12 protein-coding genes and 2 rRNA genes (1 of these 14 running past the window's edge) are annotated in these 17,273 nt (G+C 58.2%); 2 read left to right on the forward strand and 12 right to left on the reverse strand.

What is annotated here, in order from left to right:
- Positions 1-156 precede the first annotated feature (156 nt).
- The 5 genes from AAAK34_RS01540 to purE all read right to left on the reverse strand — a co-directional run bounded on the left by AAAK34_RS01540 (position 157) and on the right by purE (position 5,300).
- The gene (locus AAAK34_RS01540; RefSeq protein WP_231696942.1) at positions 157-1,221 is read right to left on the reverse strand and encodes a tartrate dehydrogenase; all 1,065 of its coding nucleotides are present in this window, start codon (positions 1,219-1,221) and stop codon (positions 157-159) included.
- A gap of 35 nt (positions 1,222-1,256) precedes the next feature.
- Positions 1,257-2,174: an SGNH/GDSL hydrolase family protein gene (locus AAAK34_RS01545; RefSeq protein WP_231696941.1), complete on the reverse strand. Its 918-nt coding sequence runs from the start codon at positions 2,172-2,174 to the stop codon at positions 1,257-1,259.
- A 115-nt stretch (positions 2,175-2,289) separates the two neighbouring features.
- On the reverse strand, positions 2,290-3,282 hold the full coding sequence (locus AAAK34_RS01550) for an L-threonylcarbamoyladenylate synthase (protein WP_231696940.1): 993 nt from the start codon (positions 3,280-3,282) through the stop codon (positions 2,290-2,292).
- 79 nt (positions 3,283-3,361) lie between these two features.
- Positions 3,362-4,561: a 5-(carboxyamino)imidazole ribonucleotide synthase gene (locus AAAK34_RS01555; protein WP_231696939.1), complete on the reverse strand. Its 1,200-nt coding sequence runs from the start codon at positions 4,559-4,561 to the stop codon at positions 3,362-3,364.
- Between the two features lie 247 nt (positions 4,562-4,808).
- On the reverse strand, positions 4,809-5,300 hold the full coding sequence (gene purE, locus AAAK34_RS01560; protein ID WP_231696938.1) for a 5-(carboxyamino)imidazole ribonucleotide mutase: 492 nt from the start codon (positions 5,298-5,300) through the stop codon (positions 4,809-4,811).
- Positions 5,301-5,364: 64 nt separating this feature from the next.
- On the opposite strand from purE, the gene trxA reads away from it, so the two are divergent.
- Complete coding sequence (trxA, locus tag AAAK34_RS01565; RefSeq protein ID WP_231696937.1) at positions 5,365-6,324, forward strand: thioredoxin; 960 nt, start codon at positions 5,365-5,367, stop codon at positions 6,322-6,324.
- 70 nt (positions 6,325-6,394) lie between these two features.
- On the opposite strand, the gene AAAK34_RS01570 is transcribed toward trxA, so the two are convergent.
- The 5 genes from AAAK34_RS01570 to AAAK34_RS01590 form a co-directional block, all read right to left on the reverse strand.
- On the reverse strand, positions 6,395-7,210 hold the full coding sequence (locus AAAK34_RS01570) for a hypothetical protein (protein WP_231696936.1): 816 nt from the start codon (positions 7,208-7,210) through the stop codon (positions 6,395-6,397).
- A gap of 207 nt (positions 7,211-7,417) precedes the next feature.
- Positions 7,418-8,500: a glycosyltransferase family 2 protein gene (locus AAAK34_RS01575; RefSeq protein ID WP_231696935.1), complete on the reverse strand. Its 1,083-nt coding sequence runs from the start codon at positions 8,498-8,500 to the stop codon at positions 7,418-7,420.
- Between the two features lie 267 nt (positions 8,501-8,767).
- The gene (gene rsmA, locus AAAK34_RS01580; protein ID WP_231696934.1) at positions 8,768-9,532 is read right to left on the reverse strand and encodes a 16S rRNA (adenine(1518)-N(6)/adenine(1519)-N(6))-dimethyltransferase RsmA; all 765 of its coding nucleotides are present in this window, start codon (positions 9,530-9,532) and stop codon (positions 8,768-8,770) included.
- Positions 9,533-9,613: 81 nt separating this feature from the next.
- Positions 9,614-10,924, reverse strand: coding sequence for a peptidylprolyl isomerase (locus AAAK34_RS01585; RefSeq protein WP_431777664.1), 1,311 nt, complete (start codon positions 10,922-10,924; stop codon positions 9,614-9,616).
- A 204-nt stretch (positions 10,925-11,128) separates the two neighbouring features.
- On the reverse strand, positions 11,129-13,474 hold the full coding sequence (locus tag AAAK34_RS01590) for an LPS-assembly protein LptD (RefSeq protein WP_431777665.1): 2,346 nt from the start codon (positions 13,472-13,474) through the stop codon (positions 11,129-11,131).
- A 245-nt stretch (positions 13,475-13,719) separates the two neighbouring features.
- Here AAAK34_RS01590 and AAAK34_RS01595 point away from each other — a divergent pair, with 245 nt between their 5' ends.
- Positions 13,720-14,730 (forward strand): aminoglycoside phosphotransferase family protein, encoded by a 1,011-nt coding sequence (locus AAAK34_RS01595; RefSeq protein WP_431777992.1) that lies wholly within the window; start codon positions 13,720-13,722, stop codon positions 14,728-14,730.
- 249 nt (positions 14,731-14,979) lie between these two features.
- Here AAAK34_RS01595 and rrf read toward each other — a convergent pair.
- Positions 14,980-15,092: ribosomal RNA gene (gene rrf, locus AAAK34_RS01600) — 5S ribosomal RNA — on the reverse strand.
- Positions 15,093-15,211: 119 nt separating this feature from the next.
- Positions 15,212-17,273: ribosomal RNA gene (locus AAAK34_RS01605) — 23S ribosomal RNA — on the reverse strand (it continues 815 nt past the right edge of the window).

The raw sequence follows: 17,273 nt of genomic DNA on the forward strand, positions 1-17,273 counted from the left end.
GACGATGAATCCGTAGGTTGGCGCTGAGCGCAGCGAAGCCCAACAAGCAGCCGTTATTCAGGAGGCACCGCGTGTTGGGCTTCGCTGCGCTCAGCCCAACCTACCGGGTCAGTCGTTCCTGACTCCAGGAGCCTGTCGGACCTTGAACGCTGCCAATCAACCTAGCAAGGCTGCCACCGCCTCACCCATCTCCGTGGTAGACGCTTTGCCGCCGAGATCAGGCGTGCGTGGCCCGCTTGCCAACACTTGTTCGATGGCCTTCAGCATGGCGTCGTGCGCCGCTTTCTCACCCAGAAAATCAAGCATCAGCGCACCAGACCAGATCATGGCGACCGGGTTGGCAATGTTCTTGCCGTAAATGTCAGGTGCCGACCCATGCACTGGCTCGAACAGCGAAGGGAATGTGCGCTCGGGATTCAGGTTGGCCGAAGGAGCCAAACCAATGGTGCCCGTGCAAGCAGGGCCCAGGTCGCTCAAAATGTCGCCAAACAGGTTACTGGCCACCACGACATCAAAGCGCTGAGGTTGCAGCACGAAGCGAGCGCAAAGAATATCGATGTGGTGCTTTTCTACCGACACCTGCGGATAGTTCGCGTGCATCGCATCCGCGCGCCCGTCCCACCACGGCATACTGATCGCAATACCGTTGCTCTTGGTGGCCACAGCCAATTGCTTGCGCGGCCGGGCAGCGGCCTGTTCAAAAGCGAACCTCAGGACCCGGTCTGTGCCATAGCGGCTCATCACGGTTTCCTGGACCACGATCTCGCGTTCGGTACCTGGGTACATCACGCCACCAAGGTTGGTGTATTCACCCTCGGTGTTCTCGCGCACCACCAGAAAATCGATCTCACCGGGGCGGCGCCCTGCCAATGGGCAAGGTACCCCCTCGAACAGGCGTACCGGACGCAGGTTGATGTACTGGTCAAATTCGCGTCGAAACTTGAGCAGACTACCCCATAGAGACACATGGTCAGGCACCGTGGCCGGCCAGCCTACCGCGCCGAAATAGATGGCGTCCATGCCTTGCAGCTGCGCCTTCCAGTCGTCCGGCATCATCTGGCCGGTCCTGGTGTAGTAGTCGCAGCTGGCCCAGTCGATGGTCGTGCACTCGAGCTGGAAGCCGAATTTCTTCGAAGCGGCTTCAAGCACCCGCAGGCCCTCAGGCATCACTTCCTTGCCTATTCCATCCCCGGCGATCACCGCCACGCGATATGACTTCATATCAATTTCCCATGAGGACCAAAGGGGGAGCCCATCTACCAGCGCAGCTTGAAACGCGTGTAGGCGTTTTCGAGGTAATTTTCGTTGACAAACAAACGCAGCGCCGCAGGCGTGAGATAAAGGTTGTCAGCGAACAGATAGCGGGAATAGTCTGCACCCAGGAGAATGGTGCTGGCCGTGCAGGTGCTGGCGTCTGGCGTGGTGCAGACCGGCTTATCTACGACATCGAATGGATACGCCGAGGGCTTGTCCGTGATGAAGTTGTAGAACTGCGCCGAATCCAGGTAAAGCACGTTGGCGCCGAGGTCGTTCATGCCGATTAGCATCTGGCTGTTGAACTCCACGCTCAAATCCCGAATGCCCGCACCCAGATTCTGGCCAAGCGCCCATGGTGTGGTGCCCAGGTTGTAGACACCAGACACAATCACGTGCTTACCGCCTGCCGTCACCAGCCTCCGCACCTGGTCAGCCAGTGCTCTGCCTGCGGCCTTCACGGTGGCCGTGGTGGCTGGGGAGATGCCGGTCGCGTTGACGGCACTCACGATGTCAGCAATGCCGCCGGTGACGATGATGACGTCGTCGTCAACCAGGCTGGTTTTGGCCAGAAGTGAATCGATCTGCGCGGCGACGCTGGGTGCATTGGTGCCACTGGTGGTGTCGGCGGTGGCAACCATCGCATGCCCCTGGGCATAGCTGAAGCCACCCGCCGAGGCAGGCGCCAAGGTCAGGCCGTAGTAGGAAGCCAGTTGCTGCGTCCAGAGCTGCGAACCATCATTGACGGTGAATACATGGCCGTTTTGCCCAATATCTGCAAAACCGTCGCCCACGGCCAGAAAGCGTGCCGGTTTGATGGCTGAAGCAACGGAGCCCGAACCGCAGGCGCTCAGGGTAGCCCCCGCGACGCTGGCGCATGCTGCCGTCAGAACGGCGCGGCGTGACCAGAGGGAAGTCATGTGATCATCTCCAAAAGTATGTCGCATAGTTTAACGACGCAAAGCATGAGGATTCCGTAAACCTGCAAAATCCGCAGCCGCTCCGGTCTTTGTAGAACCCCAACTCAACAGGAACCTAGCCAGATGCCGCGGCGCGCGCCAGGCGGTCGCGCACGCCCTCCCATTCGGGTGATTCGGGTGTTGCTTCGACCCAGATCAAGGTGGCGCCTCGATCGTCAAACTCGCGAAGCACCGAAAAAAGCTGTTGCGCGGCATCGGCCGCTTCGGCCGGCATGCGGCGCAGAATGACCCTGGGCGATGCGCTGCGCAACTCGGCGCGAGACCACACCGCTATTCTGGGCGCATCAGCCCCCAGCAAGTCGAGCGCGGCGCGCAGTTCTTCCGCACCCATTAGCCGAACGCGGGCACTCGGCGCGTAATGGGCTGAGAGTGTGCCGGGCGCTTGCGGATCAGCACCGACAAGCTCGTCCTTGCTGAGCACACGGGTTCCAGCGGCCTGCTCAATATCGGCGCGCGCCAGTTGTCCGGGGCGCAGCACCACAGGTGCACCGCGCGTACAGTCGATGATGGCCGACTCAATGCCCACCGAGCAAGGCCCTCCATCCAGCACCAATAATGTGTCTCCGAACTCAGCGGCCACATGCGCTGCCGAGGTGGGGCTCACGCGGCCAAAGCGATTGGCGCTCGGTGCCGCCACACCAAAAATACCCTGTTCAGCCGCCGCACGCAGCAGGGCCTGAGCCACCGGGTGCGAGGGGCAGCGCAAGCCAATCGTCGGATGCCCACCCGCCGCCGCCTCCGCCACCCCGTCACGGCGCGGCAAAATGACCGTTAGCGGCCCAGGCCAGAAGTGATCAATCAACCGCTGAGCAAAGTCTGGAACCTGCGGTACAAAATGCCCAACAGCCTCCGCATCGGCAACGTGAACAATCAAAGGGTGGTCAGCCGGCCGACCCTTGGTGCTGAATATCTTGGCCACTGCAGCCGCGTTAGAGGCGTTGGCCGCAAGACCGTACACGGTTTCGGTCGGCAGGCCGATCAATTCACCAGCGGCAAGTGCACGCGCGGCGGTCAAAATGGCTTCTGGGGCATTGCCGTCGAGGATCATTTGGAGCTCCCCGAAAAATCGCCCGTCCTCGCTGGCCGGCGAGACGAATGCGGCTCAGAGCGATCAGTGACAGACGCCATCAGAATGCCTCGATTCCCAACAGTGCGGCCGCTTGCAGCGCAGCGGCACGCACATCGGCCGCGCTGGCGCCCGTCATGGTCAGATGCCCCATTTTGCGGCCCCGCCGGGCTTCGACCTTGCCGTACAAATGCAAGTGTGCTCCGGGCAACGCGAGCACTTCGCGCCAAGGCAACTCGCGTGGGTTCCCTGCGGCGTCGTACCATAGATCCCCCAGCAGGTTGAGCATGATGGCTGCGCTGTGCTGGCGCGGCGCGGGTAACGGCAGGCCCGTCAGGGTGCGCACCTGCAGGTCGAACTGCGAGCAGTCGCAGGCGTCCACCGTGTAGTGGCCACTGTTGTGAGGCCGAGGTGCCATTTCATTAACGACCAGGGTACCGTCTTCCAGCACAAAGTACTCGACGCACAACACCCCCACATACTCGAGATCATGTGCGATCTGGCGGGTGGCAGCCTGCGCTTTCAGGGCCAGTGCTTCGGGCAGATTGTTCTCGTACACCTCAGTCACTGACAGGATGCCACCACGATGCAGATTACGCTGCACCGGCAGGCTGGCCATCTGACCGTCACGTCCGCGCGCCACGATCACCGAGCACTCAAGGGTGAGCGGCAACATTTTTTCCAGCACGCAGGGCACACTACCCGCGTCACGCCACGCAGCGATGAGCTCGTCCTGGGTCGCCACACGCGCCTGACCCTTGCCGTCGTAACCCAGGCGTGCCGTCTTCAGAATGCCTGGGAGCAGATCTGATGGCACGCCCGCCAGATCCGACTCGTTTTCGATCACGGCATAGGGCGCCGGACTCACTCCGCTACTCTGGGCGCTACGTACAAAATGCGCCTTTTCCAGCACCCGGTCCTGCGCGATAGCCACCGCTTCGGCAGCAGGCGCCACGGGACGCTGGCGCGCCAGCGTAGCCAAAGCTTCGGCCGGCACATTCTCGAACTCGGTGGTGATGGCCTGCGCGCGCGCAGCCAACTCCGCCAGCGCGGATGGATCCGCATACTCGGCCTGAATCTGTTGATGACTCACCAGCCCGGCTGGACTGGTGGGATCCGGGTCCAGCACCACGGTGTCATAGCCGAGGGACTGGGCGGCATGCACGAACATGCGGCCCAACTGGCCGCCTCCGAGCACACCGAGCATCACCGGGCGGCCGTTGATCAGGCTGCCGGGCAGCAAGGGAAGAGACGGTGTCATGGCAAGAGGTTGTGCGGTTAGCTATTGACTCCCGCTTCCTGTGAGGGAGCGGGAAAGAAGTCATTCTGAGAACGTGTTTACGATCTCTGCGCGGGGGCGGTTGTGTTCGAAAAGCTGTGGCTGCAAGGCGAAAAACGCAGAGATACCTCATGGTATCGCGAGTATTTTCAACGCCGCAGACGGAGTCTTTCGGGCGCAACGGACCCGTGAGGAGATCGTAAACACGTTCTGAACCTTGTGCAGACGCTCAAGCGGGCGGCAAGGTCATGCCGCGGGCAATGGCTGTCTGTTCAGCCCTGAACGCAAGCAGCTTCTGCTGCAGCCCGGCGTCCTGACCAGCCAGCATGGCCACTGCGAACAGGCCCGCATTGGCGGCCCCGGCGGTGCCAATGGCAAACGTGGCCACCGGGATGCCCTTGGGCATTTGCACAATGGAGTGCAAGGAATCCACGCCTTGCAGATGCCGGGAGGCCACCGGCACACCCAGCACCGGTACGGTGGTCTTGGCGGCCAGCATGCCCGGCAAATGCGCGGCGCCACCGGCGCCGGCAATAATGGCCCTCAGACCACGGCCCTGCGCGGCTTCCGCATAGGCGAACATCTCGTCCGGCATGCGGTGGGCCGACAGCACTTGCATTTCATGCGGGATGTCGAACTGTTGGAGAATCTGCACGGCGTGTTGCATGGTGTCCCAGTCACTGCTGGAACCCATCACCACGCCCACGAGCGCTTGCGTCATGGCTACGGCCTTGTCATTACAAGCATGAGATTTTAAGGTTGGAGTCCGAAGGGAGAATTCCAAGATGATTGATGTAACCGTCCAGAACTTCGAAACCGAGGTGATTGCCGCCTCGATGACCACGCCAGTGCTGGTCGATTTCTGGGCCCCCTGGTGCGGCCCTTGCAAGACCCTGGGCCCAATCCTGGAACAGCTGGAGGTCGAGTATGCCGGCCGGTTCAAGCTGGTGAAGATCGATTCCGACCAGGAGCAGCAAATCGCCGCCGCCTTCGGAATCCGCAGCATTCCCACCTGCATCCTGCTAAAAAATGGCCAGCCGGTCGATGGATTCGCTGGTGCCTTGCCTCCTGCACAGCTACGCGCCTTCCTGGACAAGCACGTCCCCAGGGAGGGGGAACTCGTTGCGGAAGAAGAGGTCAGTGAAGCTGAAGCCCTGCTCGAAGCAGGCGATACGCAGGCAGCGCTGGCCAAACTGGCGGATGCGCTCGCAGCGGACCCTGGCAATGACGATGCGCGGGCAGACTACATACGCCTGCTGCTCGCCACAGGTGGGCTCCAGGAGGCCTCTGCTGCCCTGGAAGAGCCCTTGAGGCGCGAGCCCCGCTCCCTGCGATTCGATGCGCTGAATCGCTGGTTGTCGGCCATGCAGTTCGTGTACGACGACCCCCGCGGTGAATGGCCAGTACCTCAATTTGACGAAGCCATAGCCCAGAACAAGCGAGATTTCGATACGCGGTTTGCCAAGGCGCAGGTGCTGATGGCTGAGGGCCAGTGGACGCAGGCCATGGATGAACTGCTCGAAATCATCATGCGCGACCGCAAGTGGAACGACGAGGCAGCGCGCAAGACCTATGTCGCCATTCTGGAACTCCTGACACCGCCCCCGCCAAAAGCCGGCGCCCAGGCGGATGGTAAAAGTGCAGGTGGAATTGAGCTTACAGGCAAGGCTGACAAGGCGGGGCAAGACCCTCGTGCGGAACTGCTGTCAAGCTACCGGCGCAAACTGAGCATGGCGCTGAACTGACCAGCTACGGCGTTCATGCATTCAAGCCATGGACGCCACCGATTCAGCAGTCCACTGCGTGCTGACATCTCTATGCCGGTGATTTGCCCCTTTGACTCACCGACGCAATAAGTTCTTTCTGCATCTTCATATACTGACCGATAAAGCTCTTGTTGCCTGTCTTGATGTATTGCGTTTTCAAAGCGTCAAGTGCCAATAATTTCCTCAATACAGGCCCGGTCCCATACTTGGTTTCCAGAATGGGATCTTTACCAATTTCAGCATTCAAATTCTCTAGCTCGAGGGCAATGGACACCATACGCTCCATGATGAATATTTTCATCTGATAACCAGTTTTACCCCTGTGCCTAGTAATGGCGTTCAATCGCTGACTCAGCGGCCCGTCTCTGCGCTCACATATTTCGAACAGCTGATTCGTGAGATCTTGCCACTTTTTCCAGAAACGATATTTCGCCACAAAGTAGTTGCTGAAAATAATTCGACTTTGATCTTGAACGAGAAAATGTAGCTTAATGTCAATCTTTGCCGTATCCAAGAATTCCTGACTCTGGCTAAGACAACCAGGATGTAGCGCCTCTGCCTGGTAGAAACTGTTTAGAAATAAAGCACCCTCATGAAGAGAAGGTGAAAAACTAACCACTTCTTGCGTCGCACTACCCATCCTCGCGATAACTTCTGCTCCGGACAAGCCTGTTTTCTCCTTGAATCTGGGAGAAAAAAATCCGACGTACTCTTCGTCTTTGAAGGCCTGCTTCAATAGAGTCTGCCTTATAGGCCAATACTCAAACCAATCAGCCCGCTCTGAATTTCTATTGTCCAAGGGGATAAAATCAGGATCAAGGCTCCTGCTGGAGGCTTCATCGTAATAGATCTGAAACAACTTCATTTCGATCCGTCATCAAATCAATAAAAAATTAACAAACAATCAAGAACGGCCTGCATAACACTCGTGCGCCGGTGGTAATGCAGATCGGGATGAGACGCAAGTGATATCTTTCAGCCAATAGCCCAGCTATTGGCAAGAAAGGCAACGCAGCGAATCGCCAGAGGCCACGCTGCCGCAGACCTCAGGGAGTAATGTCAATCATACTTTTCACCTTGTGAACTCCGGCAGTGCTTCGATCAGTCCATCTGCGACCAAAGTGTCCGGGGATTCGTAACGAATGGATAGTTTTGGGTCGAATATTTGATCAAGCTGCCCTGTACGCATCAATTGGGACATGATGTGGTACTCGCGTGCCTGGTAGGCGTGTTGGCGGTACACGAGAGCTTCGTCGATCTTGGCAGGTAGTGCGTCGGTCAGCTTGAAGTGCAGCAACGCAGCCTGCAGTTGCCGAGGGTTCTCGTTGAAGGGCCAGGGGACGTGAACGTTGCCGTAGGCCGTACGCGCATGCCAGCGTATGAGTGGAGTCTTACCGATCCAGAACTCGGAACCCCATCCCGATTGGGCACGCATCCGCATACGCGCACCACCATGAAGACCGAGCATGCCATGCCCATGGTCGACCAAACGATAGCCGCGTCCGCGCGCGGCACTGTCGAAATACGGATAACGGTCAAGCAGATCCCGAACCGTAGCCCAGGGAGCCACGTCACGTGTCTCCTGGCCCGGTTCGCCAACGGCCTTGAAAGTGCCGCCGGGTAAGCTCCGATCATCAGCATACATGTCGATCATGGGCGCGGAGCAACGGGACTGGCCGCGCCGAGCAAGTGTCGCGGCCAGCGATCGGACATCATGGCGCTCCATACCCGGGTAAACCAGGAATTCGTCTGCATCCACGTGGAGAACCCATGCCCCCAACCCGTACCGACGGACGATGGCCCCCACCCACATGCAGCCCAACCCCGCCGCTCGAAAGCTGCTTTCGGTGTACCACAGGGTAGCGTTCTCCTGCTCCCGGACAATGGCGGCCGTGCGATCGACGGAGCCATTGTCGATCACGTGAAAAACCTGCACGCCCAGCGCTCGATAGTGAGCGAAAAAAGCTGGCAGCAACCGCTCCTCGTTGCGCACCACCACCACCAGCGTCACGCCATCGACATGAAATGGCACCAACTCATTCATCAACTGGAGTTCATCGAACGCCGCATCGCAACGGCGCAGATACTCCCCTTCGTTGCGCCATTGCCCTGGCGTTCGAATGGAGTCATGAATCCAGTCAATGTCATCGATCATAGTGATGCTTAAAAAAAGCAGGAAAACTTAAACCATGCTTCTGCTTATCTCATGGTTCCATGGTGAAGACGAGAGCGCCGTGCTACTGAGAAGCTAAACTTTTAAAGCCCAAAACGGCCTCCATCGTCCCTGACTTTGGAGCGGCTTCAGCCGCGAAGGGTCACCGTCATCAATGGCGTCTTGTGCTCCGAAGGAAACCAATCGCGGCTGAAGCCGCTTCTACAAGCAACCCCCCTTGATTCTCAACGAGTGCCGCCCTTGGGAGGCTCATGAGGAAGTAGCCTGCGCCAATGCCACAAACTCCTGCACGGGCACTTCTTCAGCACGTCTCTGTACATCGAAATCGCCTGAAAACCCTCGCTCGGTCAGCCACCGCCCGAGCGTATGCCGCAGCAGCTTGCGGCGCTGGCTGAAAGCGACCTGCACCATTTCCGACAGGTGGTCGACATTGAGCGGCGCATAGTCGGCACGCGGCACCATACGCACGACGGCGCTGTCCACTCTTGGAGGCGGGTCAAACGCCTCTGGCGGGACAAACAGGACATTCTCCATCGCATAGCGCCACTGCAGCATGACCGACAGACGCCCGTAATCCGATGTGGCCGGAGCGGCCACCATACGGTCGATCACTTCCTTTTGCAGCATGAAGTGCTGATCTTCAATGACGTGCGCAAAAGGCAACAGGTGAAAAAGAATAGGGCTGGAGATGTTATAGGGCAGGTTGCCCGTTACCCTTATTTTTTCCGCCCCCAGGTGACGCGCCACGTCGGAAAAATCCACTTTCAATACGTCGGACTCAATGACTTCAAGCTGTGGGTGCGCACGCAACCTGGCGGCCAGATCACGGTCAAGCTCCACCACAGTGAGGCGACCAAGGCGCTCAGCCAAAGGCTGCGTCAGTGCCGCCAGCCCGGGCCCGATCTCGACCATGGGCTGGCCCGGCTTCGGATCAATGGCGCGCACGATGGCGTCAATAATGGCAGGATCGGTCAGAAAATGCTGACCAAAGCGTTTACGGGGAATGTGTTTCATGGCTGCGAGAAGCGGAGACGTTGAACCCAGGGACAGTTGTAGGCGCCGGTACTCCGAGTCTGACAGCCTCCTGATCAATGTTCAGCGCGGAGGCTCTCTATACTCCACATAAGCGCGACCCCGCACCTCTTTCGACCATGTCTCGAAGGCTTCCTGTGCTTTCCGCTCGCGCAACATGTTGCGCGCCATCTGGCGCTGTTCAGCAGCCGTGAGCACCTGTTCGCGGCGCCCATCTACCTGAATGAGGTGAACACCGAATCGGGAAACCACCGGGTCACTGATCTGGCCTGCATCCAGATTGTTCATAGTTTGCTCGAACTCAGGCACGAACTGGCCCGGACTTGCCCAGCCGAGGTCGCCGCCCTCCCTGGCACTGGCATCTTGCGAGTATTCGCGTGCCAGTGTTTCAAAACGGGCTTGGCCAGACTGGACGCGGCGCTTGAAGTCAGCCAGGCGTTCCACAGCGACCCGCTCCGACTGCTGAGGCCCGACCAGAAGCAGAATGTGCCGCACGTGGGTCTGTGGAATTTTCACCTCAGGCAGGTCCGACGCCTGCTTGCGCTCCAGCACCTTCAGAATGTGCAGGCCGGCGTCCGATTTGACAGGCCCGGCAACGCCGCCCACTTTCAAACGCTGCGTGCTTTGTACGAATAGATCCGGATACCGGTCGAGCGAACGCAACCCGAGCACGCCGCCATCTCGGCCGCGATTGTTGGCATCGGAAAACTCCTCGGCCAGCTTGGTGAAATCTTCGCCGGCACGCGCGCGCTTGGCAGCTTCCTCCGCGCGAGCCTGCAATCGCGCCCTTTCCTCGGCGCTGGCCCCTTCTGGAACGGCCACCAGGATCATGGCCAGATTAATCTCCTGGTTTCCTTGCTGAGCGCCGGTTTGCTCACGGATGAAGGCATCCACGTCGGCGTCGGAAATCCTCAGCTTCGGCTCGATCTCGCGCTCTCGCAGACGCACCAACAAGACTTGGTTGCGTACATCGTCCTGAAACTCCTTGAGGGAGATGCCTTCCTGCTGTATGCGCCGGTGCAATTGTTCCACACTGGTGAGCTGGTTCTGGCGTGCAATAGCCAGCTCGGCCTGAGCCAGAGCGGCGGCATCAACCTGTAGGCCCGATTCGCGTGCATATTGGAGTTGTGCCCGCTCGGAGATCAAGCGCTCCAGAATTTCCTTGCGCAGTTCGTCTCGCGGAGGCAAAGAAACATTTCGCTCGTTCATTTGCCGCTCGGCACGTGCCATGCGAGCGCGAACCTCGTTGTTGGTGACAGGCTCCGTATTGACGATAGCCACAATGTAGTCCGCCTCGCGCTGGCGCGGCGCCTCGGGCGCAGGCGCGGGACTGGGCGATGGAGATGCCACCGGCGCGGGGGCAGCCTGCTCCACAGGCTTGGTCGGGGTCTTGGCAGGCGCTTTGGCCGGAAGCGGCTTCTGGCGCGTCGGCTCCTTTTCCTGCTTGCTGCAGGATTGGCAGTGCTCGCTTGCGCCTTATTCGCGCCAGGCGCACTCTGGCCGTACACCGGAGAAGCCAACAAGGCGCACATCGTGGCCAGTATCGTGAGGGCGCCCGGCCGGAAGCCGTGAGAAGGTTTAGTCATATCGCGTGAACCGGCTGGGTGAAGTGATTTCCTCGCGCAGGTATTGATAGCGCGGAATATTGTTGCGCAACGTGCGCAGCGAATTGCTGCCCACGCGCGAGAATCCGACGAACTCTAGCTGTAACATGATCCGCTTGGTAGAAGAGCTGATGCCGCTTTGCAGCTTCTCCACCACCACGCGGCCAATCCAGCAGCCGGCATCGTATTCGATGCCCAGGATTCCGTCGACCAAGGATCGATCCGGGACGCTGTAATTCAAACGTCCCACGGTATACCAGCGGCCCACCCCCTGGCCCTGACCGCTCCCAAGATCCTGGCCACGGTCGCCCCAGAGGTCATTCAGCGGCCATTGCCAGCCGATGTCAATTTGCTGCGAGCCCAGGTCGCGCTCACGCCGATACGCCATGCTCACGGTTTGGTAGTCCCCGGGGGAGTAGCGAACCCCAACGGTCGTACGCGTGGAGTTATGGGTTCGAATGTTGTACTGAGCCACCGATTCGAAGCTCCAGCTCGGGTGCCAGTTAAGGCTGGCGCCGAGCATGATGTCCGACCAACCTCTGTCGGCCGGCGTCCCGCCCGGCAAAGTGACCTGCTGGGGCGTGAAACGATAGCGCTGGGCGATTCCCAGCCGCACAGCCTCGCCGCCCGTATCAGGATCCAGGAGACGGCTGGTGAGCCCCACGGTGACCAGGTTGTTGTCGACGATGCGGTCATGTCCGGCGAAGGAGTTCTCCGACCAGATCGTGGCAAAGTTGAAGTCGTAGATACCCGCGTCGTAGTTGGGCAGCATGCTCTGGTTGCGGTAGGGCGTGTAGACATACTTAAGGCGAGGCTCCAGCGTCTGCAGGAAGCCGCGTCCAAAATAGCTCGCATTGCGCTCAAACACCAAGCCGCTGTCCAGGCTCAGTGTGGGGAGCAATCGCGTATGCGACGTCTCGCCATTGGCCAAAGAACGACTGAACTGGTAGCTGCTGGCATGCATCTGCACGCGCGGCGTAAAGAAGCCCCAAGGCATGAGCCAAGGCCTGGAAATCTGAGCCGACATGACGCTCCGGTCTGCATTGGGCTGCAGAGTCAGGGCGGCGTCCGCCCGGAAGCGGGTGTAGTCAGCCTCCAGCTGGTAATCAAAGCCGCCGTCATTGACGCGACCCCAGCGCCCCAAAATCTGCGGCAAGCGGTCGTAAGGCGGAATGATGGGAGCCGTCACATCCTGCAGGGTTTGCCATTTGAGCGCCCTGGCCACCAGAGAAAAATCTCCCCGAGACCAACTCAACGCCGCATCATTGGCCAGCAGGCGGGTGGTGAGCGAGAGCCCACTTCGTGTGAAGTCGCGCCAATAGTTGTCGTCGCTCACACGGTTCAGGCTCAGACCCAGGCCAAGCCTGCCAATGGCCTCCACGCCCGTGTCAATGCTGCCGTTATGGCGCGCGAAAAATCCCCACCGTGAACGGTCACGGAGCTTGTCATTCGCCATGAAGCTGGCGTTGACCCGTCCGTCATAATCGTTCTCCAGATAACGGAATTCGCCGCCCAGATCAATGCCACGCCGAAGCATAACGGTAGGAAGCAGGGTAAGGTCTCGATTGGGCGCGATGTTCCAGTAATAGGGAACCATCAACATCAGGCCCGAGGTACTGTCCAGCCCCACCATCGGAGGCAACCATCCGGATTTGCGTCGATCGGTCAGGGGAAAGCTCATGGAGGGAAGGGGCACTGCCAACCCCTTGAACTCCAGTGCAGCACCCGAGGCATAGCCAACTTCCTCCTCTTGGTCGATACTCATGCGCGTGGCGCGCAGCAACCAGTCGGGCATCCAGTCCGGGCCGTCCCGTCGGCAAGTGGTGTAGCCCGCATTGCGAATGACGGCTCGGTCGGCATCGAGAAAATCGATGCGCTCGGCCTCACCGTGCGCACCGTTGGCAAGAAACTCATAGGTGGGCTGAAGTACATAGCCCTCGAAGGAGTCGACCTGTATCTCCCCTTCGGTTCCGGTGTACTGATTGCCCGCAGAATTGATGCGAACGCCGCCCTGTACCGCGGCACGATCAGTGGCTTGGTCGTAGGTGATCCGGTCACCTCGTACCGTCAGCCCGGGGCGACGAAGCTCGGCGGATCCTTCGATCGTGGTCTCCAACTCGGAGCGGCCAGTGATCTTGTCGCCCATGACCAGGGTGGGCGCCTCAGGGCGGTCGGGCAGGGCCTCGTCAAGAGCAGGCGTGCTACGAAGGCTCACGGAGTCCGCGCTCTGACCCCATGCTGGGCCGGCCATGAGTACCAGAACCGCCAGATGCAATGCATACTGGCGAACGGCAAAAGTTGATTTCAGCGACCGTTGCATGTAATTGCAGGCAGTCGGCAGGTAAAAATGGAACGCATCCAGCACGATGAGAAAGTTAAGGAGGAACTCACGACCAGCGGCCGGCGAGCAGAGCGGGATCTGTAGAATTGATTATCCATGAACCATCACGTCCAACCCTCAATGCCCCACCCTCAAGCGGTTACAGAATCCAGCTCGCACGGTGACTCGGGGTCTATGCCCCCCTTTGGGAAGATCCCGCTCGCGAAAACGAGTTCAACTCCTGGCTGGCTCAGATAGGCGCCAAAAGGGGCCTTGTGTCCGCCAGCCTGCGACCTGCATCCGCTGACGCGGGTTTTCGCCGCTATCTTAGGATCGACACCAAGGATCAGGACACCCGTATTGTGATGGATGCGCCGCCTGCTCTTGAAAACTGCACTCCTTTCGTGAAAGTTGCCGCCCTGCTACGTTCAGCGAAGTTGAACGTCCCGGAAATTCTCGAATGGGATGAAACCAACGGCTTCATGCTGCTTTCCGACCTTGGCGGCAGCACCATGCTCGATTCTATCGACCCGTCGAACCCCGAGGCTGCTCGTCCACTTTATCTACAGGCGATCGAAGCCCTCGTTGAGCTTCAGCTGGCTTCTCGGCCAGACGTTTTGCCACCGTACGATGAGCAGTGGCTTCGCGGAGAAATGCAGTTGTTCCCGGACTGGTATCTCGGCCAGCATCGCGGAGTTTCGCTGACTACGTCGCAAGCCGAGACGCTCAGCAAAAGCTTCGACCTGATAGTTGCGCGCAACTTGGCGGCTCCGATGGTTTATGTGCACCGCGATTTCATGCCGCGAAATCTCATGCCGTCTGCTTCCGGCGGCCCTATAGGCGTGCTCGATTTCCAGGATGCCCGATACGGCCCGATCACCTACGATATTGCAAGCTTGATGCGCGACGCATTCATCAGTTGGGACGAAGAATTCGTACTGGACATCACTATCCGCTACTGGGAACTTGCCAAGAAGGCGGGTCTGATGGAGTTCGAGGACTGGTCCACGGACTTCGGAAGTTTCTGGCGTGCAGTGGAGTGGATGGGCTTGCAGCGTCACCTCAAAGTTGCCGGAATTTTTGCCCGGCTAAGCCTGCGGGATGGGAAACCCAAGTATCTCGCGGATGCGCCTCGTTTTATCAATTACATTCGCCATACCACCAGCCGATACCGCGAGCTCACTCCGTTACTGCGTCTAGTCGACGAAATCGAGGGTACTGGGGCAGCGACCAGCTGGGCTTTCGGTCGGGTGTAGGGATAAGTCGGAAGGGCGCTGTAGGTGGCGACGTGCCCTGTGCATCCAATCTGAATGAATTTACGCGCCGTACAGAAAAACGGCGCCACCTGATCCATGGGTCGTGTTGGAATTCGCTGCGCTCAGCGCCAACCTACGGTTTTCAGGTGGATTGGGCTGCCGTGTGGGGCGGCCCTTGATGCCTTTTTGCGTGTCCCAAATACAAAACCCCCAGTCATTTTCATGACTGGGGGTATTGCTGCTGTAATAGCCTGACGATGACCTACTTTCACACGGGAATCCGCACTATCATCGGCGCTAAGGCGTTTCACTGTCCTGTTCGGGATGGGAAGGAGTGGTACCACCTTGCTATGGTCATCAGGCATAACTGGTTGCTTTACTGACTTGTGGTCAATAAGGCGAATTCATAGAGTTTGGAATCAGCTTGGATGATTTGATTGCGCCCTTGGCATAACTGGTCTGATCGATTGATCAAAGTTATAGGGTCAAGCCGCACGAGCAATTAGTACTGGTTAGCTTAACGCATTACTGCGCTTCCACACCCAGCCTATCAACGTCCTGGTCTAGAACGACTCTTCAGGGGGCTCAAGGCCCCGGCAGATCTTATCTTGAAACGAGTTTCCCGCTTAGATGCTTTCAGCGGTTATCTCTTCCACACTTAGCTACCCTGCGATGCCACGGGCGTGACAACAGGTACACCAGCGGTGTGTCCACTCCGGTCCTCTCGTACTAGGAGCAGGCTTTCTCAAATCTGCAGCGCCCACGGAAGATAGGGACCAAACTGTCTCACGACGTTTTAAACCCAGCTCACGTACCTCTTTAAATGGCGAACAGCCATACCCTTGGGACCGACTACAGCCCCAGGATGAGATGAGCCGACATCGAGGTGCCAAACACCGCCGTCGATATGAACTCTTGGGCGGTATCAGCCTGTTATCCCCAGAGTACCTTTTATCCGTTGAGCGATGGCCCTTCCATTCAGAACCACCGGATCACTATGTCCTGCTTTCGCATCTGCTCGACTTGTCAGTCTCGCAGTTAAGCACGCTTATGCCATTGCACTATCGTCACGATGTCCGACCGTAACTAGCGTACCTTCGAACTCCTCCGTTACGCTTTGGGAGGAGACCGCCCCAGTCAAACTGCCTACCATGCACTGTCCCCGATCCCGATAAGGGACCCAGGTTAGAACCTCAAACACACCAGGGTGGTATTTCAACGTTGGCTCCATGCAGTCTAGCGACCACACTTCAAAGCCTCCCACCTATCCTACACAGATCTGTTCAAAGTCCAATACAAAGCTACAGTAAAGGTTCATGGGGTCTTTCCGTCTTTCCGCGGGGAGATTGCATCATCACAAACATTTCAACTTCGCTGAGTCTCAGGAGGAGACAGTGTGGCCATCGTTACGCCATTCGTGCAGGTCGGAACTTACCCGACAAGGAATTTCGCTACCTTAGGACCGTTATAGTTACGGCCGCCGTTTACTGGGACTTCGATCAAGAGCTTGCACCCCATCAATTAATCTTCCAGCACCGGGCAGGCGTCACACCCTATACGTCCACTTTCGTGTTTGCAGAGTGCTGTGTTTTTAATAAACAGTCGCAGCCACCAATTTTTTGCAACCCGTTCATGCTCAGTTGTTCACCTCACACTAAAAGGGCACACCTTCTTCCGAAGTTACGGTGTCAATTTGCCGAGTTCCTTCTCCTGAGTTCTCTCAAGCGCCTTAGAATACTCATCTCGCGCACCAGTGTCGGTTTGCGGTACGGTCGTGTATAGCTGAAGCTTAGTGGCTTTTCCTGGAACCCCGTTCAGTCACTTCATGGACAAGTCCACTCGATCGGCAGCCTCGGTATATGACAAGCGGATTTGCCTACCTGTCGCCTACATCTGCCTAAACCAGAATCCAATCACTGGATGACCTATTAGAATCCGTCCCCACATCGCACTATACATCGGTACAGGAATATTGACCTGTTTCCCATCAGCTACGCATCTCTGCCTCGCCTTAGGGGCCGACTCACTCTACGCCGATGAACGTTGCGTAGAAAACCTTGCGCTTACGGCGAGCGGGCTTTTCACCCGCTTTAACGCTACTCATGTCAGCATTCGCACTTCTGATACCTCCAGCAGTCTTCTCAAACCACCTTCACAGGCTTACAGAACGCTCTCCTACCACGCACAGTAAACTGTGCATCCGCAGCTTCGGTAACTGGCTTAGCCCCGTTACATCTTCCGCGCAAGACGACTCGATCAGTGAGCTATTACGCTTTCTTTAAATGGTGGCTGCTTCTAAGCCAACATCCTGACTGTTTTAGCCTTCTCACTTCGTTTCCCACTTAGCCCGTTTTAGGGACCTTAGCTGGCGGTCTGGGTTGTTTCCCTCTTGAGTCCGGACGTTAGCACCCGGTGCTCTGTCTCCCAAGCTCTACTCATCGGTATTCGGAGTTTGCCTTGGTTTGGTAAGTCGCCATGACCCCCTAGCCAAAACAGTGCTCTACCCCCGATGGTAATACTTGAGGCACTACCTAAATAGTTTT

It is taken from the genome of Ottowia caeni (assembly GCF_050821495.1).
GTDB classification, from domain to species: domain Bacteria; phylum Pseudomonadota; class Gammaproteobacteria; order Burkholderiales; family Burkholderiaceae_C; genus Ottowia; species Ottowia caeni.